10 protein-coding genes are annotated in these 21,730 nt (G+C 72.1%); all 10 read left to right on the forward strand.

Translation table 11 applies throughout. The annotated features are described in order from the left end of the window. Positions 1-1,581, forward strand: a 1,581-nt coding sequence (locus tag ACFRKB_RS04695; RefSeq protein ID WP_383103298.1) for a condensation domain-containing protein, incomplete at its 5' end; no start/stop codon positions are given. Next, positions 1,578-16,640: a non-ribosomal peptide synthetase gene (locus ACFRKB_RS04700; RefSeq protein ID WP_383103300.1), complete on the forward strand. Its 15,063-nt coding sequence runs from the start codon at positions 1,578-1,580 to the stop codon at positions 16,638-16,640. The genes ACFRKB_RS04695 and ACFRKB_RS04700, both read left to right, overlap by 4 nt. Before the next feature lie 99 nt (positions 16,641-16,739). Further along, positions 16,740-16,961: an MbtH family protein gene (locus tag ACFRKB_RS04705; protein ID WP_383103302.1), complete on the forward strand. Its 222-nt coding sequence runs from the start codon at positions 16,740-16,742 to the stop codon at positions 16,959-16,961. Positions 16,962-17,018: 57 nt separating this feature from the next. Then, entirely contained in the window at positions 17,019-17,276 is a 258-nt protein-coding gene (locus ACFRKB_RS04710; protein ID WP_116641136.1) for an acyl carrier protein, read from the forward strand. A 42-nt stretch (positions 17,277-17,318) separates the two neighbouring features. Continuing rightward, positions 17,319-17,867: a DUF3995 domain-containing protein gene (locus ACFRKB_RS04715; protein WP_383103303.1), complete on the forward strand. Its 549-nt coding sequence runs from the start codon at positions 17,319-17,321 to the stop codon at positions 17,865-17,867. Beyond that, positions 17,864-18,871 carry a 2,3-diaminopropionate biosynthesis protein SbnA gene (sbnA, locus tag ACFRKB_RS04720; RefSeq protein WP_383103304.1) on the forward strand — a complete coding sequence of 336 codons (1,008 nt, stop codon included), beginning with the start codon at positions 17,864-17,866 and terminating at the stop codon, positions 18,869-18,871. Before ACFRKB_RS04715 ends, sbnA begins: the two co-directional genes overlap by 4 nt. 1 nt (position 18,872) lies before the next feature. After that, positions 18,873-19,880, forward strand: a complete 1,008-nt coding sequence (gene sbnB / locus ACFRKB_RS04725) for a 2,3-diaminopropionate biosynthesis protein SbnB (RefSeq protein WP_383103305.1) — start codon at positions 18,873-18,875, stop codon at positions 19,878-19,880. A 61-nt stretch (positions 19,881-19,941) separates the two neighbouring features. Beyond that, the gene (gene fabG / locus ACFRKB_RS04730) at positions 19,942-20,682 is read left to right on the forward strand and encodes a 3-oxoacyl-[acyl-carrier-protein] reductase (RefSeq protein ID WP_365971791.1); all 741 of its coding nucleotides are present in this window, start codon (positions 19,942-19,944) and stop codon (positions 20,680-20,682) included. Further along, a complete protein-coding gene (locus ACFRKB_RS04735) occupies positions 20,679-21,110 on the forward strand; it encodes a 3-hydroxyacyl-ACP dehydratase FabZ family protein (protein WP_383103307.1) in 432 nt (143 codons plus the stop codon). The genes fabG and ACFRKB_RS04735 overlap by 4 nt, the downstream gene beginning before the upstream one ends. Next, entirely contained in the window at positions 21,097-21,576 is a 480-nt protein-coding gene (locus tag ACFRKB_RS04740) for a 3-hydroxyacyl-ACP dehydratase FabZ family protein (protein WP_383103309.1), read from the forward strand. Before ACFRKB_RS04735 ends, ACFRKB_RS04740 begins: the two co-directional genes overlap by 14 nt. Positions 21,577-21,730: the final 154 nt, after the last annotated feature.

The raw sequence follows: 21,730 nt of genomic DNA on the forward strand, positions 1-21,730 counted from the left end.
TCCATTCAGCTGGTGAGCCGGGCGCGTAAGGCGGGGCTGGTGTTCACGCCGCGTGATGTGTTCCAGTGCCGCACCGTCGCCGCACTCGCCGCCGTGGCGGGCCAGGTCCAGGAGACCGCCGTCGAGCCGCCCGACCACGGCATCGGCGCGGTGCCGCTCACTCCGATCGTGCACTGGCTGCGGGAGCGTGGTGGTCCTGTCGAGGGTTTCCATCAGTCGATGGTGGTGCGGACGCCTGCCGGGCTGACGTGGGAGCGGCTGACTGCGGGGCTGGGGACGCTGCTCGACCATCATGACGCGTTGCGGCTGCGGTTGCGTCGTACGGGCGGCGACTGGGAGTTGGAGACCAGGCCGCGCGGCGCCGTGAACGCCGCCGAGGTCGTCACGCGCGTGGAAACGGCCGACGGTCTGAAGCACGAACCGCTCAGCCCGGACGCGGGTGAGATGGTGCGCGCGGTGTGGTTCGACGCCGGCCCCGGTGAACCGGGGCGGCTGCTGCTCGTCCTCCATCATCTGGTGGTCGACGGTGTTTCGTGGCGGATTCTGCTGCCGGATCTGGCGGCGGCCGTCGCGGGCGAGGAACTGGAGCCGGTGGGTACGTCGCTGCGGCGCTGGGCCGAGCGGCTGACCAGCCTCGCCCAGGACCCCGCCCACCTCGAAGAACTCCCCCTGTGGACCGGCATCCTGGAAGGACCGGACCCCTTGCTGGGCGCCCGCCCCCTGGATGCCGCACGCGACACCGCCGGCACCGTACGGCACCTCACCCTCGCCCTGCCGCCGGACCGTACGCGTCCGCTGCTGACCACCGTGCCGGCCGCTTTCCATGGCGGTGTGAACGATGTGCTGCTGACCGCTCTCGCGCTGGCCGTCGCCGACTGGCGGCGCCGCACCCATCGCGGGGACGCGACCTCGCTTCTCGTCGATCTCGAAGGCCATGGGCGGGAGGACATCGCGGACGGTGTCGATCTCTCCCGTACCGTCGGCTGGTTCACCAGCCTGTATCCCGTACGACTGGATCCCGGCACACCGGACTGGGGCGAGGTGTGGGCCGGCGGCCCCGACGTCGGGCGGGTGCTGAAGCTCGTCAAGGAGCAGATGCGGGCCGTACCCGGCACCGGCATCGGTTACGGGCTGCTGCGCCACCTCAACCCCGGCACAGCGCCGGTGCTCGCCGCCCTCCCGGCGCCCCAGATCGGCTTCAACTACCTCGGCCGCCTCGGAACCGGCACCGAAGCCGACTGGACCGCGGCTCCGGAGGCGGACGGGATCGGCGGCGGGGCCGATGACGCGATGCCCGTCCCGCACGCCGTCGAGATCAACGCGCTGACCCAGGACGGACCCGAGGGCGCACGGCTCAGCGTGACCTGGAGCTGGCCCTCGGGGCTCTTCTCCGAGAACGAGATCCAGGACCTGGCCGAGACCTGGTTCCGCGCCCTGGACGCCCTCGTCAGCCACGCCGAACGGCCGGGTGCCGGTGGACACACCCCGTCGGATCTGACCTTGGTCTCGCTCACCCAGGACGAGATCGACGCATTCGAAGACGAGCTGGAACCTGGAACCGAGTGGGAGATGTCGAAGTGAGCCAGTCCGCGGTTGAAGACATTCTGCCTCTGTCACCCCTGCAGGAAGGGTTTCTCTTCCACGCGGTCTACGACGACCAGGCACCCGATGTGTACACCATGCAGTTCGCCTTCGAACTCGTCGGCCGGGTGGACGCGGACGCTCTGCGCACAGCGGCGGAGAGCCTGCTGCGCCGCCACGCCAACCTGCGCGCGGGATTCCGCCGCCGCAAGACCGGCGAGGCCGTGCAGGTCATCCGGCGCACTGTGGAACTCCCCTGGGACGTAAGGGATCTGAGCGCCCTCGGCGAGGACGGGCGGACGGCCGCGCTCGCCGGGATCCTGGCGGACGAGAAGGCCCGCCGGTTCGATCTGGCGGCGCCGCCGCTGGTGCGGTTCGTCCTCGTACGGCTCGCCGACGACCGGTTCCATCTCGTACTGACGAACCATCACATCCTGCTGGACGGCTGGTCGATGCCGCTGCTGGCGCGGGAGCTGTTCGCGCTCTACACGAACGGCGGCGGCGAGAGCGAACTGCCGCGCGTCACCCCGTACCGCGACTATCTGGCCTGGCTCGCCGGCCGGGACCGCGAGGCGGCGCGGGCAGCCTGGAAGGAGGCCCTCGCCGGGATCGAGGGGCCCACACTGCTGGCCCCCGCCGCCTCGGGCAGCCCGCGCGCCGCGGTGACACCGCGCCGGGTGATACGTGAGCTGCCGGCCGGACTGACCGCCTCGCTCACACGGTTCGCCCGAGTCCGGGGCCTGACGCTGAACACCCTGGTCCAGGGCGCCTGGGCGGTGCTGCTCGGCCGGCTCACCGGACGCCAGGACGTGGTCTTCGGTGCGACCGTCTCGGGCCGTCCGCCGGAGATCCCGGGCGTGGAGACGATGGTGGGGCTGTTCATCAACACCCTGCCGGTGCGCGTCGAGTTGCGTCCGGGGGAGCCCTTCGTCCAGCTGCTCACCCGGCTCCAGGACGAGCAGTCGCGGCTGATGGACCATCAGCACCTCGGTCTGCGCGAGACGCGGCGTCTGGCCGGTGCCGGGGAACTGTTCGACACCCTGACCGTCTTCGAGAACTACCCTCTGGACCCCGCGGGCCTCGAACCGCTCGGCGACGGCGTACGGATCGGCGGCGTCGAGGTCAACGACGCGACGCACTACCCCGTCACCCTCGCCGTGATCCCCGGCGACCGGCTCACACTGCGGGTGGACCACCGGCCCGACCTCATCGATACCGACGCCGCGGAGCGGCTGACGGCCCGTCTGGTGCGGCTCCTGGAGACGGCGGTCACCTCCCCCGACCGGCCCGTGGCGACCATCGACGTGCTGGATCCCGCCGAGCGTGAGCGGGTGCTCGTCGAGTGGAACGCCACCGGGCGCGAGGTCCCGTCGGCCACGCTCACGGAGCTGATCGAGGAACAGACCGCCAGAACCCCGGAGAACGACGCCGTGGTGTCCGACGGCGGCACGCTGTCCTACGCCGAACTCGGCGCCCGCGCCAACCGGTTGGCGCATCTGCTGATCCGGCGCGGTATCGGCCCCGAGCACCTGGTCGCGCTGGCTCTGCCGCGCTCGGTGGACACGGTGGTGGCGGCGCTGGCGGTGCTCAAGTCCGGAGCGGCCTATCTGCCGGTCGATCCCGACTACCCGGCCGAGCGGATCCGCTTCATGCTGGGCGACGCCCGGCCGGAACTCGTGATCACCACCGAAGCCGCCACCCGGGAGACCGCCTCTCCGGAGATCGCGGCCCCCCGTGCCTCGTCCTCGGACGCCGCCGGCACGCACGCCGCGGACACCACGGCGCGGCTGTTCCTCGACACCCCCGGTACGGCCGCCCTGCTGGCCGGGTTCCCGGACACCAACCCCACCGACGCCGACCGCACGGCCCCGCTGTGCCCGTCGCACCCGGCGTATGTGATCTACACCTCCGGCTCGACCGGCACCCCCAAGGGTGTGGTGATCTCCCACGCCGGCCTGCCCAGCTTCTGCGCGGCGGCCGTCGAGGGCTTCGCCGTCGAACAGCACAGCCGGGTCCTGCAGTTCGCCTCCCCGAGCTTCGACGCGGCCGTCCTCGAACTCGGCATGGCCCTGACCGCCGGGGCCGCCCTCGTCGTCCCCCCGCCGGGCCCGCTGGCCGGGGAAGCCCTCGCCGACGTCCTGGCCGGGCAGCGGGTGAGTCATGCCCTCATCCCGCCCGCCGCCCTCGCGAGCGTGCCGACGACGACCGCGCTGCCCGGCTTCGGATCCCTGATCGTCGGCGGTGACGCCTGCTCCGCCGACCTGGTGGCCCGCTGGTCACCCGGCCGCCGCATGGTCAACGCCTACGGTCCGACCGAATCGACCGTCGCCGCCACGATGAGCGGACCGCTGGCGGGCGCGGAGACGCCGCCGATCGGCCGCCCGGTGTTCAACACCCAGGCGCTGGTGCTGGACGCGGGGCTGCGGCCGGTACCCGTCGGTGTCGCGGGCGAGCTGTACATCGCGGGCGAAGGACTGGCCCGTGGCTATCTGCGGCGCCCCGCGCTGACCGCGGAGCGGTTCGTCGCCCACCCCTTCGGCGCCCCTGGCACCCGGATGTACCGCACCGGCGATGTGGTGCGGTGGCGCGCGGACGGCGCACTCGAATACGTCGGCCGGGCCGATGAGCAGGTCAAGATCCGGGGCTTCCGGGTCGAGACGGGCGAGATCGAGACGGTGCTGGCCCGCCACCCCGGGGTGGACCGGGTCGCGGTGACCGCCCGCGAGGACACGCCCGGCGTCAAGCGTCTGGTGGCGTACGTCGTCGGGGACGCGGACCAGGCCGCGCTGCGCGAGCACGTAGGCGCCGCACTGCCCGAGTACATGGTTCCGGCGGCCTTCGTCGCGCTGCCCGCGCTCCCGCTGACGCCGAACGGAAAGCTGGACCGCAAGGCACTTCCCGCCCCCGACTACGCGACGGTGACGACGGGGCGCGGCCCCGCCGATCCCCGGGAAGAGGCCCTGTCCGCGGTGTTCGCCGAGGTACTGGGACTGCCCCGGGTCGGGGTGGACGACAGCTTCTTCGACCTCGGCGGCGACAGCATCGTCTCCATCCAGCTGGTCAGCCGGGCGCGCGGAGCGGGGCTGGTGTTCACCCCGCGCGATGTCTTCCAGCACCGGACGGTGGCGGCGCTCGCCGCGCTGGCCGCCCCCGTGGAGCGGTCCGCGAAGCGGGCCCCGGACGACTCGGGCACCGGGGTGGTCCCGCTCACCCCGATCGTGCACTGGCTGCGCGAACGCGGCGGCCCCGTCGACAGTTTCCACCAGTCGATGCTGATCCGTACCCCGGCCGGGCTCGACCAGGAACAGCTCATCCAGGGGCTCCAGACCGTACTCGACCACCACGACGCCCTGAGGCTGCGCCTCACCCGCGCCGGAGGAATCGTGTGGGGTCTCGACGTGGCCCCGCGCGGCGCGCTCGACGCCGCCGCGTGCCTGACCCGGGTGGACGCGACCGGTCTGCGCGGCGCGGCACTGCGCTGTGTGGTCGCCGGGCACGGAGGCACCGAGCAGGCGCGGCTGTCCCCCGAAGCCGGCGCCATGGTGCGGGCCGTGTGGTTCGACGCGGGACCGCACGACTCCGGCCGGCTGCTGCTCGTCCTGCACCACCTGCTCGTCGACGGCGTCTCCTGGCGGATTCTGCTGCCGGACCTGGCCGCCGCCTGCCAGGCCGCGATGGAGGGGACGCGGGCCGAACTGGAGCCGGTGGGCACCTCGCTGCGCAGCTGGGCCGAGCAGCTGACCGCCCTGGCGCAGCACCCCGCCCGGCTGGCGGAGCTGCCGCTGTGGGCGTCCATCCTCGACGCCCCCGACCCGGTGCTCGGCGACCGGGCGCTGGACAGGGAGCGCGACACCGTCGCGACCGTCCGGCACATCAGCCTCACCCTGCCGCCCGAGCGTACGGAACCCCTGCTGACGACCGTGCCCGCCGCCTTCCACGCGGGTGTCAACGACGTCCTGCTGACGGGACTGGCGCTGGCCGTGGCGGACTGGCGCCGGCGCCGGAACGACGGCGAGGCGGCCCCGCTCCTCGTCGACCTCGAAGGCCACGGCCGTGAGGACGTCGTCGGCGGCAGCGATCTGTCCCGTACCGTCGGCTGGTTCACCGATCTGCACCCCGTACGCCTCGATCCGCGGGTACGGGACTGGGCCGAGGTGTGGGCCGGCGGTCCCGAGGCCGGCCACGCTCTCAAGCAGATCAAGGAACAGCTGCGGGCCCTGCCGGACAACGGCATCGGCTACGGGCTGCTGCGCTATCTCAACCCGCAGACGGGACCCGCGCTCGCCGGTCTCCGCACCCCCCAGATCGGCTTCAACTACCTCGGCCGCTTTCCCGCCGCCCCCAAGGAGAACGGGGACTGGGCCGTGGCCCCGGAGGCGGACGGCCTCGGCGGTGGCGTCGACCCGCGGATGCCGGTCCCGCACGCCCTTGAGGTCAACGCGCTGACCCAGGACCACACCGACGGACCGCGGCTGACCGCGACCCTGTCCTGGCCCGGCGATCTGCTCTCAGAACAGGACGCCCAGGATCTGGCCGAGACCTGGTTCCGGGCCCTCGGCGCCCTCGCCGCCCACGCGGGAGCGCCGGCGGCGGGCGGACACACCCCGTCCGACCTTCCGCTAATCTCCCTCACCCAGGCCGAGATCGACACCGTGGAGCGGGCCCGGCCCGGCCTGGCCGACCTGCTGCCGCTGTCCTCCCTGCAGAAGGGCCTGTTCTTCCACGCGGTCTACGACGAGGGGGCGGCGGACGTCTACACCGTTCAGCTGCTGCTCGATGTCGAGGGCCCGCTGGACACCGACGCCCTCAAGCGCGCCGCGCGCGTCCTGCTGGACCGGCACGCCAACCTGCGGGCCGGGTTCTGGCACCACGGCCTGCCCGAACCCGTCCAGTTCGTGCCCCGTGAGGTCCCGCTGCCGTGGTCCGAGCACGACCTGTCGGACACGGCGGACGCCGCGCGGGACGGTGAGATGGAGCGGCTGCTCGCCGAGGACCGCGCCCGCCGCTTCGATCTGACCGCGCCCCCGCTGCTCCGCTTCACCGTGATCCGGCTCGGCGCCGACCGCTGCCGACTGGTGCTGACGAACCATCACATCCTGCTGGACGGCTGGTCCACGCCGCTGCTCGCGCGGGAACTGTTCACGCTGTACGCACGGCGGGGAAGCGACGCGGGCCTGCCGCGCGTCACCCCCTACCGGGAGTATCTGGCCTGGCTCGCGGACCAGGACCGGCGCGCCGCGCACGAGGCGTGGAAGCGGGCGCTGGACGGCGCCGAGCCCACCCTCCTCGCACCCGTCGGCCCCGGCCGTGCACCGGCGGTGCCGGAGACGGTCACCGTCGATCTGACGGAGGCGCTCACCACCGCGCTCACCGAGCGGGCCCGCGGCCTCGGCCTGACCATGAACACCCTCGTCCAGGGTGCGTGGGCGGTGCTGCTCGGCCGCCTCACCGGGCGCCAGGACGTCGTGTTCGGCACCACGGTCTCCGGCAGGCCACCCGAGATCGCGGGCATCGAGTCGATGGTGGGTCTGTTCATCAACACCCTGCCGGTCCGGGTCCGACTGCGCCCCGAGGAGTCACTGGCCGCGCTGCTCACCCGGCTTCAGGACCAGCAGTCCCGGCTGGCCGAGCACCAGTACGTGGGACTCACCGACATCCAGGGCATCACCGGCGCCGGCGAACTGTTCGACACCCTCAGCGTGTTCGAGAACTACCCGCTCGATCCCGCCACGATGGAGCTGCCCGGCACCGGTCTGAACGTCCTCGGGATCGACGGCCGTGACGCCACCCACTACCCGCTGACCCTCGTCGCGCTCCCCGGCCGCGCCCTGGAACTGCGGCTGCACTACCGGCCGGACGCGCTCGACCGTGACGCCGTCGAAGGAATCGGGGACCGGCTGCTGCGCCTGCTGGAACTCGTCACCGCGGATCCGCACCGGCGGCTCGGACGGATCGATGTGCTCACCGGTGAGGAGCGCGCCCGGCTGCTGACGGAGTGGAACGGCGCCGTACGCCCCGATTCCGGGACGGCCGGGTCCGTCCAGCGGCGGTTCGCGGAGCAGGCCGCCCGTACTCCGGACGCGGTCGCGCTCCGCGCCCCCGACGGCCGGCAGATCACCTACCGCGAACTCGACGTGCTCGCCAACCGGCTGGCGCACCGGCTGATCGCCCTCGGTGTGGGTCCGGAGAGCCGGGTGGCGGTGATGCAGGAACGGTCCGTCGAACTCGTCGCCTCGATCCTCGCCGTACTCAAGGCGGGCGGCGCCTACGTACCGCTCGACGCCCGCTCCCCACGGGCCCGGCTGCGGCTGATCGTGGAGCAGACCGGTGCCACCGTGCTGCTCACCGATCCGGCCATGCTGGACGTCGCCCGCGGCTTCCCGCACGACGCCCGCGTCCTGGTCATCGACGACGACCTCGCACGGGCCGGGGAGCCCGGCACGGACCCCGGCGTCGACAGCCATCCCGAGCAGCTCGCGTACGTCATGTACACCTCCGGCTCGACGGGCACGCCCAAGGGCGTCGCCGTCACCCACCACGACGTACTGAGCCTCGCCTCCGACGGGTGCTGGGACACCGGCAACCACGAACGGGTGCTGCTGCACTCGCCGCAGGCGTTCGACGCCTCCACCTACGAGCTGTGGGTACCGCTGCTGCGCGGCGGACAGCTCGTCGTGGCGCCCCCCGGCGAACTGGACGTCCACGATCTCGCCCGGATCATCGTCGAGCGGCGGGTCACCGGCCTGTGGCTGACGGCCGGCCTGTTCCGGATCCTCGCCGAGGAGCGGCCCGACTGCTTCGCGGGGGTCCGCGAGGTCTGGTCGGGGGGTGACGTCGTGCCGGCGCCCATGGTCCGCAGAGTGCTGGAGGCCTGCCCCGGCACCGTCGTCGCCGACGGCTACGGCCCGACCGAGTCCACCACGTTCGCCACGCACCACCTGATGCGCGCCGGGGACACCGTCCCCGGCACCGTCCCCATCGGGACGCCGCTGGACAACATGCGGCTCTACGTCCTGGACGACGGCCTCGCCCCCACCCTGCCCGGCATCGCCGGAGAGCTGTACATCGCGGGCGCGGGGCTCGCCCGCGGCTATCTCGACCGGCCGGGGCTCACCGCGGAGCGGTTCGTCGCGGACCCGTTCGGGCCCGCGGGGGCGCGGATGTACCGCACCGGAGACCTGGTGCGGTGGACCGGTGACGGTGTGCTCGAATTCGTCGGCCGCGCCGACGAGCAGGTCAAGGTACGCGGCTTCCGGATCGAACTGGGCGAGATCGAGGCGGTACTCGCCCGCCACCCCGGCCTCGCCCAGGTCGCCGTGATCGTCCGTGAGGACCGGCCGGGGGACAAGCGCCTGGTCGCCTACACGGTGGCCGGGGTGCGCACCGACGCCCCGGACGCCGCCGCCCTGCGCGACCACGCGGGCGCCGCGCTGCCCGAGTACATGGTCCCGGCGGCCTTCGTCGCGCTCGGCTCCCTGCCCGTCACCGCCAACGGCAAGCTCGACCGGCAGGCCCTGCCCGCCCCGGACTACGCCGCCGCCTCCACCCGACGCGCACCGCGCACGTCCGAGGAGCGCATGCTCTGCGAGGTGTTCGCCGAGGTCCTCGGACTCCCGGAGGTGGGCGTCGACGACAGCTTCTTCGACCTGGGCGGCCACTCACTGCTCGCCACCCGGCTGGTCAGCCGGCTGCGGTCCGCGTTCGGCGTGGAGCTGGCGGTCCGGGGCCTGTTCGAGGCGCCCACCCCGGCCAGGCTCGTCGAGTCCATCGCCGGAGCCGCCCGCGCCCGTACGGCGCTGCGCCCCGTGCGGCGCCTCGGCCTCGTCCCGATGTCGTACGGCCAGCACCGCCTGTGGTTCCTCAACCGCCTGGAGGGCGCGGCCTCCCCGTACAAGATCCCGATCGCCCTGCGGCTGCGCGGACGGCTGGACCTGCCGGCCCTGCGGGCGGCGCTCGGCGATGTGGTCGAGCGGCACGAGTCGCTGCGTACCGTCTTCCGGGAGACCGGAGGAACACCGCACCAGGTGGTGCTCGACGCCTCCGGGGCCACCCCGGTGGTCACGGTGGCCTCCCTCACCGAGGCGGAGCTGCCCGGCGCGATGCTGGAGGCGGTACGGCCCGGATTCGATCTGGCCGTGGACCCGCCGCTGCGGGCCACCGTCTTCGCACTCGGCCCGGACGAGCACGTACTGCTCCTCGTCCTGCACCACATCGCGGGCGACGGCTGGTCGATGAACCCGCTCGCCCGTGACTTCTCGGTGGCCTACACCGCCCGGCTGCGTGGCGAGGCCCCGCGGCAGGACCCGCTGCCCGTGCAGTACGCCGACTACAGCGTCTGGCAGCGCGAGGTGCTCGGAGAGGAGTCGGATCCGGACAGCCCGCTCGCCCGTCAGCTCGCCTTCTGGACCACCGCCCTCGCCGGGCTCCCCGACGAACTGGAACTCCCGTCGGACCGGTCACGGCCCGCCATCGCCGGCTACGAGGGCGGCACGCTGCTCTTCCGGCTCGAACCCGAGCTGCACCAGGGGCTGCTGGCGCTCGTACGGGACAACGGGGCCAGCCTGTTCATGGTGGTGCAGTCCGCGCTCGCGGCGCTGCTGACCCGGCTCGGCGCCGGCACCGACATCCCGCTGGGCAGCCCGATCGCCGGGCGTACCGATGAGGCCCTGGACGAGCTGGTCGGCTTCTTCGTCAACACGCTCGTGCTGCGCACCGACACCTCGGGCGATCCGACCTTCCGGGAACTGCTCGGCCGCGTACGGGACACGGACCTCGCCGCCTACGCCCACCAGGACACCCCGTTCGAGCGGCTGGTCGAGGTGCTCAACCCGGCCCGGTCGATGTCCCGCAACCCGCTCTTCCAGGTGATGCTCGTCCTGCAGAACAACACCCAGGCGGATCTCGCCCTGCCGGGACTCACCGTCGGCGTCGAGACGGCGGGCGCCCACGCGGCCCAGTTCGACCTGTCCTTCGACCTCACCGAGCGCTACGGCGCCGTCGGCGAACCGGACGGTCTGGACGGCCGGTTCGACTACAGCACCGATCTCTTCGAGCGGGCCACGGCGCAGCGGCTGCTGGGCTGCTTCGTCCGGCTCCTCGAAGCCGCCGTCGCCGAACCCGACCGCCGTGTCGGACAGTTCGACATCCTCGACCCGGCCGAGCGCGGGCGACTGCTGCACGAGTGGAACAGCACCGCACGCGACCACGACATCCCCGGAGTCGTGGAGCGGGTACGGGAGATCGCGGCGCGGCGCCCGGAGGCCGTCGCGCTCGTGGACGACACCGGCGCCACCAGCTACGCGACGCTGGTCGCCCGCGCGAGCGCCGTCTCACGCCGACTGCTCGCCGGAGGCGCGGGCGAGGGCTCCATCGCGGCGATCCTCTCCGACCGTACGGCCCGGGTGCCCGCCGCGGTGCTCGGCGTGCTCGGGATCGGCGCCGCCTATGTGCCGCTCGACCCCCGTGCCCCGCTGGCCCGCAGCGCCGGCATGCTCACCGACAGCGGCGCCCGCTGGCTGCTGGCCGCCCCCGAACACCTCGACCGGGCCGCCGAACTGGCGGCAGCCGCCGGTGGCCGGGTCGAGATCCTGCCGCTCACCGCCGACGCCGACGCCGACAGCGAGCTGCTGCCCGTGGCCGGAGGTCCGGACCACCTCGCCTACGTGATCTTCACTTCGGGCTCCACAGGCCGCCCCAAGGGCGCGATGGTCCAGCGGCGGGGCATGGTCAACCACCTGCTCGCGAAGGTCGAGGACCTCGCGATGACGGAGGAGGACAGTGTGGTGGCCAACGCCCCGCTGACCTTCGACATCTCCGTCTGGCAGATGCTGGCCGGCCTGGTCGCCGGCGGCCGGGTGCGACTGGTCGGGGACGACACCGCGCTCGACCCCCAGGCCCTGTTCGGCCGGGTCGCCGAGGAGCGCGTCACCGTACTCGAAGTCGTCCCCTCCCTGCTGCGCACCGCCCTGGACGCGTGGGACGCGGGCGCCGAACCCGTCGGACTGCCCCGGCTGCGCTGGCTGATGGTGACGGGCGAGGCCCTGCCGCCCGACCTGTGCACCCGCTGGTTCGCCCGCTACCCGGGGATCCCCCTGGTGAACGCCTACGGCCCGACGGAGTGCTCGGACGACGTCACCCACGCCGTCATCGACAGCGCGACCCCGCTCGGCGGCGTCCGGGTGCCGATCGGCTCGCCCATCCGCAACACCCGGCTGTATGTCCTCGACGACCGGCTGCGGCCCGTCCCGGTCGGTGTGCCGGGCGAGCTGTACGTGGGCGGCACCGGCGTCGGCCTCGGCTACCTCGGCGATCCGGGGCGTACCGCCATCGCCTTCGTCCCCGACCCGTTCGCCGCGGCGGACGAGCCCGGCGGCAGGCTGTACCGCACCGGCGACCGGGTGCGTCATCTGCCCGACGGACAGCTGGAGTTCCTCGGCAGGCAGGACCACCAGGTCAAGATCCGCGGCCAGCGCATCGAACTCGGCGAGGTGGAGGCCGCCCTGCGCGCCGTCCCCGGAGTGACGGACGCCGTGGTCACGGTCGGCACCGACCCGGCGGGGCAGAGCCGGCTCGTCGGCCATGTCGTCGGCGCGGTCGATCCCCGCGAGGTCCGCGCGCGGCTGGCGGGCGCGCTGCCGGAGGCGATGGTGCCCTCGGCGCTCGTCCTCGTGGAGGGCGCGCTGCCGCTCACCCCCAACGGCAAGGTGGACCGCAAGGCCCTGCCCGCCCCGGACTTCGCGAACGCCGGGACGGGAGCCCCCGGGCGCGCGCCGCGCACTCCGCAGGAGGAGATCCTGTGCGATGTCTTCGCCGAGGTGCTCGGCCTGCCGCGGGTGGGGCCCGACGACAACTTCTTCGACCTGGGCGGTCATTCGCTGCTCGCCACCCGGCTGGTGAACAGGATCCGGTCGGCCTTCGGCGTCGATCTCCAGGTGCGGGCCCTGTTCGAGACCCCCACGGTCGCCGGACTCGCCGCCTCGCTCGGGGTCTTCGGCTCCGGCAGGCGGGCGCCCGCCCCGGCGGAGCGACCCGAGCGGATTCCGCTGTCGTTCGCCCAGCGCAGGCTGTGGTTCCTCAACCGGTTCGACGCGGACAGCGCCGCCTACAACGTGCCGCTCGCGCTGCGCCTCACTGGCGAGCTGAACCGCGACGCACTGCGCGCGGCTCTCGGCGATGTCGTCGCGCGGCACGAGAGCCTGCGCACCGTCTTCCCCGAGACCCCGGGCCCCGACGCGGACGGCAGTGCCCACCAGCGGATCGTGGACGCCGAGGCGGCCAGGCCCGAACTCCCCGTCACCGAGACCGAGGAGGCGGCGCTCCCGGAGCGGCTGACCGCCGAAGCGGCGAAGGGTTTCGACCTCGCCCGCGAACTGCCGCTGCGCGCCCGTCTGTTCGCCCTGCGCCCGGACGAGCACTGCCTGCTGCTCGTCATGCACCACATCGCGAGCGACGGAGCCTCCGCGGCGCCGCTCGCCCGCGACCTGGCCACCGCCTACGAGGCGCGGTGCGCGGGCTCCGCCCCGCGCTGGACCCCGCTGCGGGTGCAGTACGCCGACTACAGCCTGTGGCAGCGCGACGTGCTCGGCGACGAGTCGGATCCGGACAGCCCGATCTCCCGGCAGCTGGACTTCTGGCGCGGCGAACTGGCCGGACTGCCCGACCAGCTGGAACTGCCCACCGACCGTCCCCGGCCCGCGGTGGCCGGCACGGCGGGCGGCACCGTCCCCGTCGTCATCGGTCCGGAGCTCCACCGGCGGCTGGCCGAGCTGGCGAAGGAGAACCGGGCGAGCGCCTTCATGGTGGTGCAGTCCGCGCTCGCGGCGCTGCTGACCCGGCTCGGCGCCGGCACCGACATCCCGCTGGGCAGCCCGATCGCCGGGCGTACCGATGAGGCCCTGGACGAGCTGGTCGGCTTCTTCGTCAACACGCTCGTGCTGCGCACCGACACCTCGGGCAACCCCACGTTCCGCGAGCTGCTCGGCCGTGTCCGCGAGCGGGACCTCGCCGCCTACGCTCATCAGGACATGCCGTTCGAGCGGCTGGTCGAGGTGCTCAATCCGGCGCGGTCGCTGTCCCGGCACCCTCTCTTCCAGATCGCCCTGGCCTTCCAGAACCCCACCGAGGTCGGCCAGGAGGTGACCGGCCTCGCCGTGGCCGCGCAGCCGCTCGCCATCGGCGGCTCCAAGTTCGACCTGTCGGTCAGTCTCAGCGACCGGCGGGCCGACGACGGCACCTGTCAGGGCATCGAGGGCCAGATCGTCTACCGCGCGGACCTGTTCGACGAGGACACGGTCGCCGCCCTCGTCGCCCGGCTCGTCCGGCTCCTCGACGCGGCCGTCACCGACCCCGACCGGCCGATCGGCGCGATCGGGCTCCTCGACGCGGCCGAGCGCGAGCGGACGGTGGTGACCTGGAACGACACCGCCACCGACGTGCCGGGCGTGACGCTCCCCGAGCTGTTCCAGGCCCAGGTCGCGCGTACCCCAGACGCCCCCGCGCTGGTCTTCCGCGGCGAGGAGATCTCGTACGCGGAACTCAACGCCCGCGCCAACCGGCTCGCCCGGTATCTCGTACGGCGCGGTGTGGGGCCGGAGCGGTTCGTCGCGGTCGCCCTCCCCAGGTCGGCCCGGCTGGTGGTGGCCCTGCTCGCGGTGCTCAAGGCGGGCGGCGCCTATGTGCCCGTCGACCCGGAGTACCCGGCCGAGCGGATCGCGTTCATGCTGGCCGACACGGCGCCGGCTCTGCTGCTGACCGACGCCGCGACGGCCGGTGAACTGCCGGACATCGACGCGCCGCGCATCCTGCTGGACGATCCCGGCACCGACGAAGAGCTGACGGGCCGCGCCGGCGACGACGGAGAGGCGGAGGCGGCCGATCGCGCCGCGGCCGATCTCACCGATGCCGACCGGCTGACGCCGCTGCGTCTCGCCCACCCGGCCTACATCATCTACACCTCCGGATCCACCGGGCGGCCCAAGGGCGTGGTGGTGCAGCACACTTCACTCACCGACTACCTCGTCTTCGCCGGAGGCGACTACGAAGGCGTCCGGGGGACGGCGCTGCTGCACTCGCCGATCTCCTTCGACCTGTCGGTGACCGCCACCTATGTGCCGCTGACCGTGGGCGGCACCGTCCATGTCGTCAGCGATCTGCAGGACCCCGATCCCGGCACCGCGGCGGCGCTCCAGCAGCGCCCGTGCACCTTCCTGAAGGCCACGCCCAGCCATCTGCCCGTCCTGGGCGCCCTGCCGCCGGAGTTCTCACCGACGACCGAACTGCTGCTCGGCGGAGAACTGCTGCTCGGCGAACTCGTCGACGAATGGCGCGAGAAGCACCCCGGCACCACCGTCCTCAACATGTACGGGCCCACCGAGACGACGGTGAACTGCAGCGAGTACCGGATCGAGCCCGGCCAGGAGATCCCGCCGGGCCCGCTGCCCATCGGCGGCCCCATGGCGAATACCCAGTTCTATGTGCTCGACGACCATCTGCAGCTCGTACCGCAGGGGGCACCGGGAGAGCTGTATGTGGCGGGCAACTGCCTGGCCCGCGGCTATCTGGGCCGCCCGAATATGACGGCCGCGCGGTTCGTCGCCAACCCGTTCGGCGCGCCCGGCTCCCGGATGTACCGCACGGGAGACGTGGTGCGATGGAACGCGGACGGCATGCTGTTCTTCCTGCGGCGCGTGGACGACCAGGTGAAGCTGCGCGGCTTCCGGATCGAACTCGGCGAGGTCGAGGCCGTCATCGACCGCCACCCGGCCGTCGCCAGGGCCGCGGTGATCGTGCGTGAGGACCGCCCCGGCGATCAGCGCCTCGTCGCCTACGTGGTCCCCGAGCCGGGCCACGTGCTCCCGCCCACCGCCGAATTGCGGCAGTACGTCGGCGCCGGCCTGCCCGAGTACATGGTCCCGGCGGCGTATGTCCCGCTCGACGCCCTGCCGCTGACGCCCAACCGCAAGCTGGACCGCGGGGCACTGCCCGCCCCCGACCTCGCGGCGGGCACCGGCGGCCGACCGCCGCGCACCCGCCAGGAGCGGCTGCTGTGCGAGCTGTTCGCCGAAGTCCTCGGGGTTCCCCGCGTGTCCGTCGACGACGGCTTCTTCGACCTCGGCGGCCACTCGCTGCTGGCCACCCGTCTGATCAGCAGGGTGCGTGCGACCTTCGGCGTGGACATCGCCCTGCGCACCCTGTTCGAGGCACCCACCGCGGCCGAGCTGGCCGAACGGCTCGACGCGGAAGGCGGCGAAGGGGAGGACGTCCAGGGCGCGTTCGAGGTCCTGCTGCCCCTGCGCCGCGGCGGAAACCGCCCGCCGTTGTTCTGTGTGCACCCCGCCAGCGGCTTCGGCTGGTCGTACGCCGGGCTCATGCGCCACCTCGGCCCCGAGCACCCGATCTACGGGCTCCAGTCCCGGGGCATCGCGGAGCCGGGCGAACTGCCCACGACCGTCGAGGAGATCGCCGCCGACTACCTCAGGCAGATGCGTACGGTGCAGCCCACCGGCCCGTATCTGCTCCTCGGCTGGTCCTTCGGCGGACTCGTGGCCCACGCCATCGCCGAGCGGCTCCAGCGGGAGGGCGAGAAGGTGGCTCTGCTCGCCCTGCTCGACTCCTTCCCGAGGCTGCGGGCGGAGTCCATGGACGCCGTCCTGTCCCAGCGGGAGTTCCTCGCCGGGATGCTCGATCTCGCCGGATACGACCGGGAGAGCCTCGGCGGGGAGCCGCTGGAGTACGCCCGCGTCACAGAGATCCTCCGGCAGCAGGACGGAGTGCTCGGCTCCCTGGAGGAGCGGCATGTGGCCGCGCTCTATGAGGTCTTCGAGAACAACTCGCGGATCGCGCGTGGCCATGTGCCCGGCACATACGTCGGCGATGTCCTCTTCTTCGAGGCCGTACTCGGCAAGCCCGCGGACGCGCCGGGACCCCAGGTGTGGGCGCCGTTCCTGGAGGGCTCCCTCGACAGCCATCCCATCGAGTCCACCCATGACGACCTGACCCGGCCGGGCCCGCTGGCCGAGATCGGCAGGATCCTCGCCGGCCGGCTCCGCGACCTCGCCTGAGCCCCGACCCCTGCCCGCCGGACCGCTGCCCCGTGCCATCCGGACCGCTGCCCCCCGACCCGCTGACCGCTGCCCCCTGAACCGACAAGGAGACGAGACATGAGCAATCCGTTCGAGGACGCGGACGCCACCTATCTGGTGCTGGTGAACGACGAGGGCCAGCACTCCCTGTGGCCGACGTTCGCCGAGATCCCCGCCGGGTGGACGACCGCCCACGGCCCCGACGCCCGGCAGGCATGCCTCGATCACATCAATGAGCACTGGACCGACATGCGTCCCAAGAGCCTCATCGACGCCATGGACGCCGCCTCGGCCTCCTGAGGCCGACCCCTCAGCCATCACACCGTCACACACCATCGAATAAACAGGAGAAGAACCATGTCCGAAGCACGCGAACAGCACCTGGACGAACTGCGCGAGATCGTCGCCGAGGTGCTTGAGGTCGAGCCCGAGGAGATCACCGAGACGGGTTCGTTCGTGGAGGAGCACGAGGCGGACTCGCTGCGGGCGATCGAGATCCTGGCCAGGATCGAGAAGAAGTACAAGATCGACATCCCGCAGGCCGAGCTGCCGAACATGGGCCATCTCAAGGCCGTCTACGACGTCGTGGCCCAGCAGGCCGGCTGGCAGGACTGACCCGTCCGCCGATCCGACGACGTCACGAGGGAAGGGACGGACATGAGTGCGGAATCAGTTCAGCGAAACGGGCGGCCACCGGCGGGCCCACCGGGCCGGTCGGCGGCCTGGGCCGGATACACGGGCGCGGTACTGGCCTTCGTCTTCGGCCTGGTCAGCTTCTACTGGGCGGCCGGAGGAACGCTCGGCCTCGACACCCTGGGCGGCACGATCCAGGACATGGCGAGAACCCGGGACTCCGGATTCATCGCCCTCGTGTGGATCACCGGTGCGCTGAAGGTCGCGGGCGCCGTGTTCTCCCTCGCTCTCGTTCAGTCGTGGGGCCGGATCCTCCCCCGTCCGCTCATGCTTCTCGCGGGCTGGGGAGGCTCGGTCGGGCTGACCCTCTACGGTGCCCTGCAGGTGGGGTCCCTGCTGCTGGTGGCCGGAGACATCGTCACCCCGGCCGATCCCCTCGCGTGGAAGCCGCTGCTGTGGCGCCTGTTCGTCTGGGACCTGTCGTTCCTGGTGTGGGGCCTGCTGCTCCTCCTGGCCACCCGCCACTACGTCAAGAACCGCCCGCGGAGCGCGGAGAGAGTCGTGGAGAAGTGATCTACGACAGCGCGCGAGATCTCGTCCTCGACCATCTCTTCCTGCGGTGCGACGGACTCGTCCCCGATGTCCGGCTGCTGCTCAAGATCGAGGGGTTCAATCCGGCCGGGTCGATCAAACTGAAGACCGCCATCGGTCTGGTCGAGGACGCGGAGCGGTGGAATCTGCTGAAGCCCGGCGGGCGCGTCATCGAATCGTCGTCCGGCAATCTCGGAGTGGCGCTGAGTTCGGTGTGCGCCGCCAAGGGATACCCGTTCATCTGCGTCACCGACCCGAACACCTCACCACAGAACGCCGCGCTGATCCGGGCGTTCGGCGGGGAGGTCGTGGTCGTCGACACGAAGGACGCCAACGGCGGCTATCTCCAGTCCCGGATCGACTACATCGGCGACCGGCTCCAGGAGGACCCCTCCCTGTTCTGGCCGAACCAGTACGCCAACGAGGCCAACTCCCGTATCCACTACGACAGGACCGCCGCCGCCATCCTGGGCGAGGTGCCCGAGGTGGACTTCCTGTTCGTCGGCGCCGGCACCACCGGCACGCTGATGGGCTGCGCGGACTTCTTCCGTGAGCACTCCCCGCGGACCCGGGTCGTCGCGGTGGACACCGCCGGCTCCGTCACCTTCGGCTTCCCGCCCGGCAAGCGGCATCTGCCCGGACTGGGCACCAGCCGCAGACCGGAGCTGTGCGATCCGCGACGCGTCGACGAGGTCGTCATCGTTCCCGAGGCGGAAGCCGTACGGATGTGCCGCTCCGTCGCCAGGAGCCAGGGCATCGCCCTGGGCGCGTCCACCGGCTCCGTCCTGGCCGCCGTCGCCCGCAAACGCGACGAACTGCCCGCGGGCTCCACCGTGGTCGCCATCGCCCCCGACAACGGCGACCGCTACCTCAACACCGTCTACGACGACGCCTGGGTCATGGAGCGGTTCGGCCTGTCCGCCGTGGCCCCTCACGGGACGGACGACCGTCCGGACACCGACGGCTCGCTGCTTCTGAAAGGTTGACATGTTCGATTTCCACGTCGTCAGCGGCGAGACCGCCCGCCGCGTCATCGGCAGATCGAGGACCCGGATCGTGGAGGAGGTACGGGACACCTACCTCATCCACGACCGGGGCGACTCGGTCAACCCGAACAGCTACTTCCTGCGCTTCCCCGACAAGCCCGACAGCCGGATCATCGCCCTGCCCGCCTATCTGGGCGGCCGGTACGACACCGCCGGGATCAAGTGGATAGCCAGCTTCCCGGCCAACATCGAGCGCTCCGTACCCCGCGCCTCGGCCGTGCTGCTGCTCAACGACTACGAGACCGGCTACCCCTTCGCCTGCCTCGAAGCCTCCCAGGTCAGCGCCGCCCGCACCGCGGCCTCGGCCGTTCTCGCGGCCGAGACGCTGACCGGCGGGCACACCGCGCGGCGGCTGCTCGTGGTGGGCGCCGGCATCATCGCCCGCAACATCCTGGAATTCTTCAAGGCGCGGGAATGGGCCATCGACGAGGTGCTGGTCCACGACCACCAGCCGCGGTACGCCGAGTCCCTCGCGGACTTCACCACCGGCGAACTCGGCTACCGGGCGAGCAGCGCGCCCGACCGGGACGCCGCCGTCGCCGAAGCCGACCTGGTGGTGCTCGCCACGACCGCCGGGGAGCCCTATCTCACCCGGCCCGGCACCTTCGCCCCCGGGCAGACCGTCCTCAACATCTCGCTGCGCGACATCGGCCCGGAGATCATCGAGGGCGCGTACAACATCCTGGACGACATCGGCCACTGCCTCACCGCGAACACCTCCCCGCACCTCGCGGAGCAGAAGTACGGCCACCGTGGCTTCATCACGGGAACCCTCGCGGAGGTCATCCTCGGCGAGGTACGGGTGCCCGGGGACCGGCCGGTCATCTTCTCGCCCTTCGGACTCGGCGTACTCGATCTGGCCGTGGGCGCGCTCGTCCACCGGGCTGCCCTCGACCAGGGGGAAGCCGTCGCCATCGACGGATTCTTCGGCGAGACCACCCGCTGGTAGCTGCCGCCAGGACCAGCGCACACACCACCCACTTCCCGACCCGAAGCACGAGGTAATTCCCATGTCCACAGAACGCCGCGCCCTGGTCACCGGGGGCTCGCGCGGAATCGGCAGAAGCGTCGCCGTACGCCTGGCCCAGGACGGAATGGACGTCGCATTCTGCTACCGCAGCGAGAAGGAGCGGGCGGAGGAGACCGCCGCGCTGGTCCGCGAGCACGGCGTGCGCTGCTTCCACGCGCCCTGCGATGTCGCGGACTTCGAAGCCGTCCAGGGCTTCATCAAGGACGCCGAGGCCGAACTCGGCCCGCTCGACACCCTCGTCAACTCGGCCGGGATCGTCCGGGACAACCCGCTGGTGCTCATGCCCGTGGAGGACTGGGGCGCCGTCATCGACGCCAGCCTGACCGGGACCTTCAACTTCTGCCGGTCGATGGCCTTCGGCTTCATGAAGCGCAAGAAGGGCGTCATCGTCAACATCTCGTCGGTGGCGGGCGTCTACGGCAACAAGGCGCAGACCAACTACTCCGCGGCCAAGGCCGGTATCAACGGGATGAGCAGGTCGCTCGCCAAGGAACTCGCCCCGTACAACATGCGGGTCAATGTCGTCGCCCCCGGGTTCATCGAGACCGACATGACCGCCCGTCTCTCGGACAAGGTGCGCGAGCAGGCACTCGACCTGGTCCCGCTGCGCCGCTTCGGACGCCCCGAGGACGTGGCCGAACTGGTCTCCTTCCTCGCCTCCGACCGCGCCGACTACATCACGGGACAGGTCTTCCAGGTGGATGGCGGCATCGTCCTGTGAGCCGACGGTTCGCCGCCCCGCTGGACGCCGTCGACACCGTGGACGGCGCCGCCCGCGCCGGCGGCACGCGGATCGAGGCGGTCAAACGGATCGTCGCCGGCGACCCGTATCTCGGCGGCCACTACCCGGACTTCACGATCTACCCGGGTGTGTTCACCATCGAGTCCGTCCACCAGGCCGTCCGGCGCTGGGCCGCCGAGCGGTACGGCCCGGGCACGGCCGTCGAGCTGACCTCGATCACCTCCGTCAGCTTCGCGGCCCCGCTGCTCCCGGGCGACACGATGAGCATCGGCTGCGACGTGACCGGCCAGGACGATCCGTCCACGGTCCGCGTCAAGGCCCGCTGCCACCGCGCGGACGGCGCCCTGGCCGCGCGGATGACCCTCGGACTCCGTATCCACCGGGAGGGCGGACATGACGACGCTTGAGCACGCCGACATCCGGCGCATCCTGCCGCACCGCCACCCCGTACTGCTCGTCGACCGTGTCCTGGAGATCGAGCCCGGCGCACGCATCGTCACCACGAAGGCCGTGACCGGAAGCGAGCCCTGCTACGCCGGTCTGGACGAGAACCTCCCCACCGCCGCCTACGCCTACCCCGTCTCCCTGCTCGTCGAGTCGTTCGGGCAGAGCGGCGCCGTCCTGTGGCTGCACTCGGCGGCCCTGAAGGACGAACCCGTCGAGGGCACCCTCATCTTCGGCTCCGCCCGCGACGTGACGATCACGGGCAGCGCCCACCCCGGTGATGTGCTCCGGCACATCGTCGAGATCGACCGGATCATCGGAGACAACGCCTTCATGCGGGGCGAGACCTGGGTGGGCGACGTCCGGATCGCCACCCTGGGCTCGGTACTCGCCGTCGTACGCGACGGGCTCGCCTCCGACGGCTCCTGAACTCCCGAGCCGCGCACCGTCCCCACCATCAGCCACAACGCAGGAGAAGAAGCATGTCTGAAGCGCGTGAACAGCACCTGGACGAGCTGCCGGCCATGGGCCATCGCACGGCCGTCCACGACATCGTGGCCCAGCGGGCCGGCCGGCAGGACTG

The organism is Streptomyces scopuliridis, from assembly GCF_042790125.1.
Lineage (GTDB): Bacteria > Actinomycetota > Actinomycetes > Streptomycetales > Streptomycetaceae > Streptomyces > Streptomyces scopuliridis_A.

What these genes read in the sequence shown, in the direction of transcription:
- ACFRKB_RS04705 (WP_383103302.1), top strand. Translation starts at nt 16,740, where the DNA reads ATGAGCAATCCGTTCGAGGACGCGGACGCCACCTATCTGGTGCTGGTG.
- sbnB (WP_383103305.1), top strand. Translation starts at nt 18,873, where the DNA reads ATGTTCGATTTCCACGTCGTCAGCGGCGAGACCGCCCGCCGCGTCATC.
- ACFRKB_RS04710 (WP_116641136.1), top strand. Translation starts at nt 17,019, where the DNA reads ATGTCCGAAGCACGCGAACAGCACCTGGACGAACTGCGCGAGATCGTC.
- ACFRKB_RS04740 (WP_383103309.1), top strand. Translation starts at nt 21,097, where the DNA reads ATGACGACGCTTGAGCACGCCGACATCCGGCGCATCCTGCCGCACCGC.
- fabG (WP_365971791.1), top strand. Translation starts at nt 19,942, where the DNA reads ATGTCCACAGAACGCCGCGCCCTGGTCACCGGGGGCTCGCGCGGAATC.
- ACFRKB_RS04715 (WP_383103303.1), top strand. Translation starts at nt 17,319, where the DNA reads ATGAGTGCGGAATCAGTTCAGCGAAACGGGCGGCCACCGGCGGGCCCA.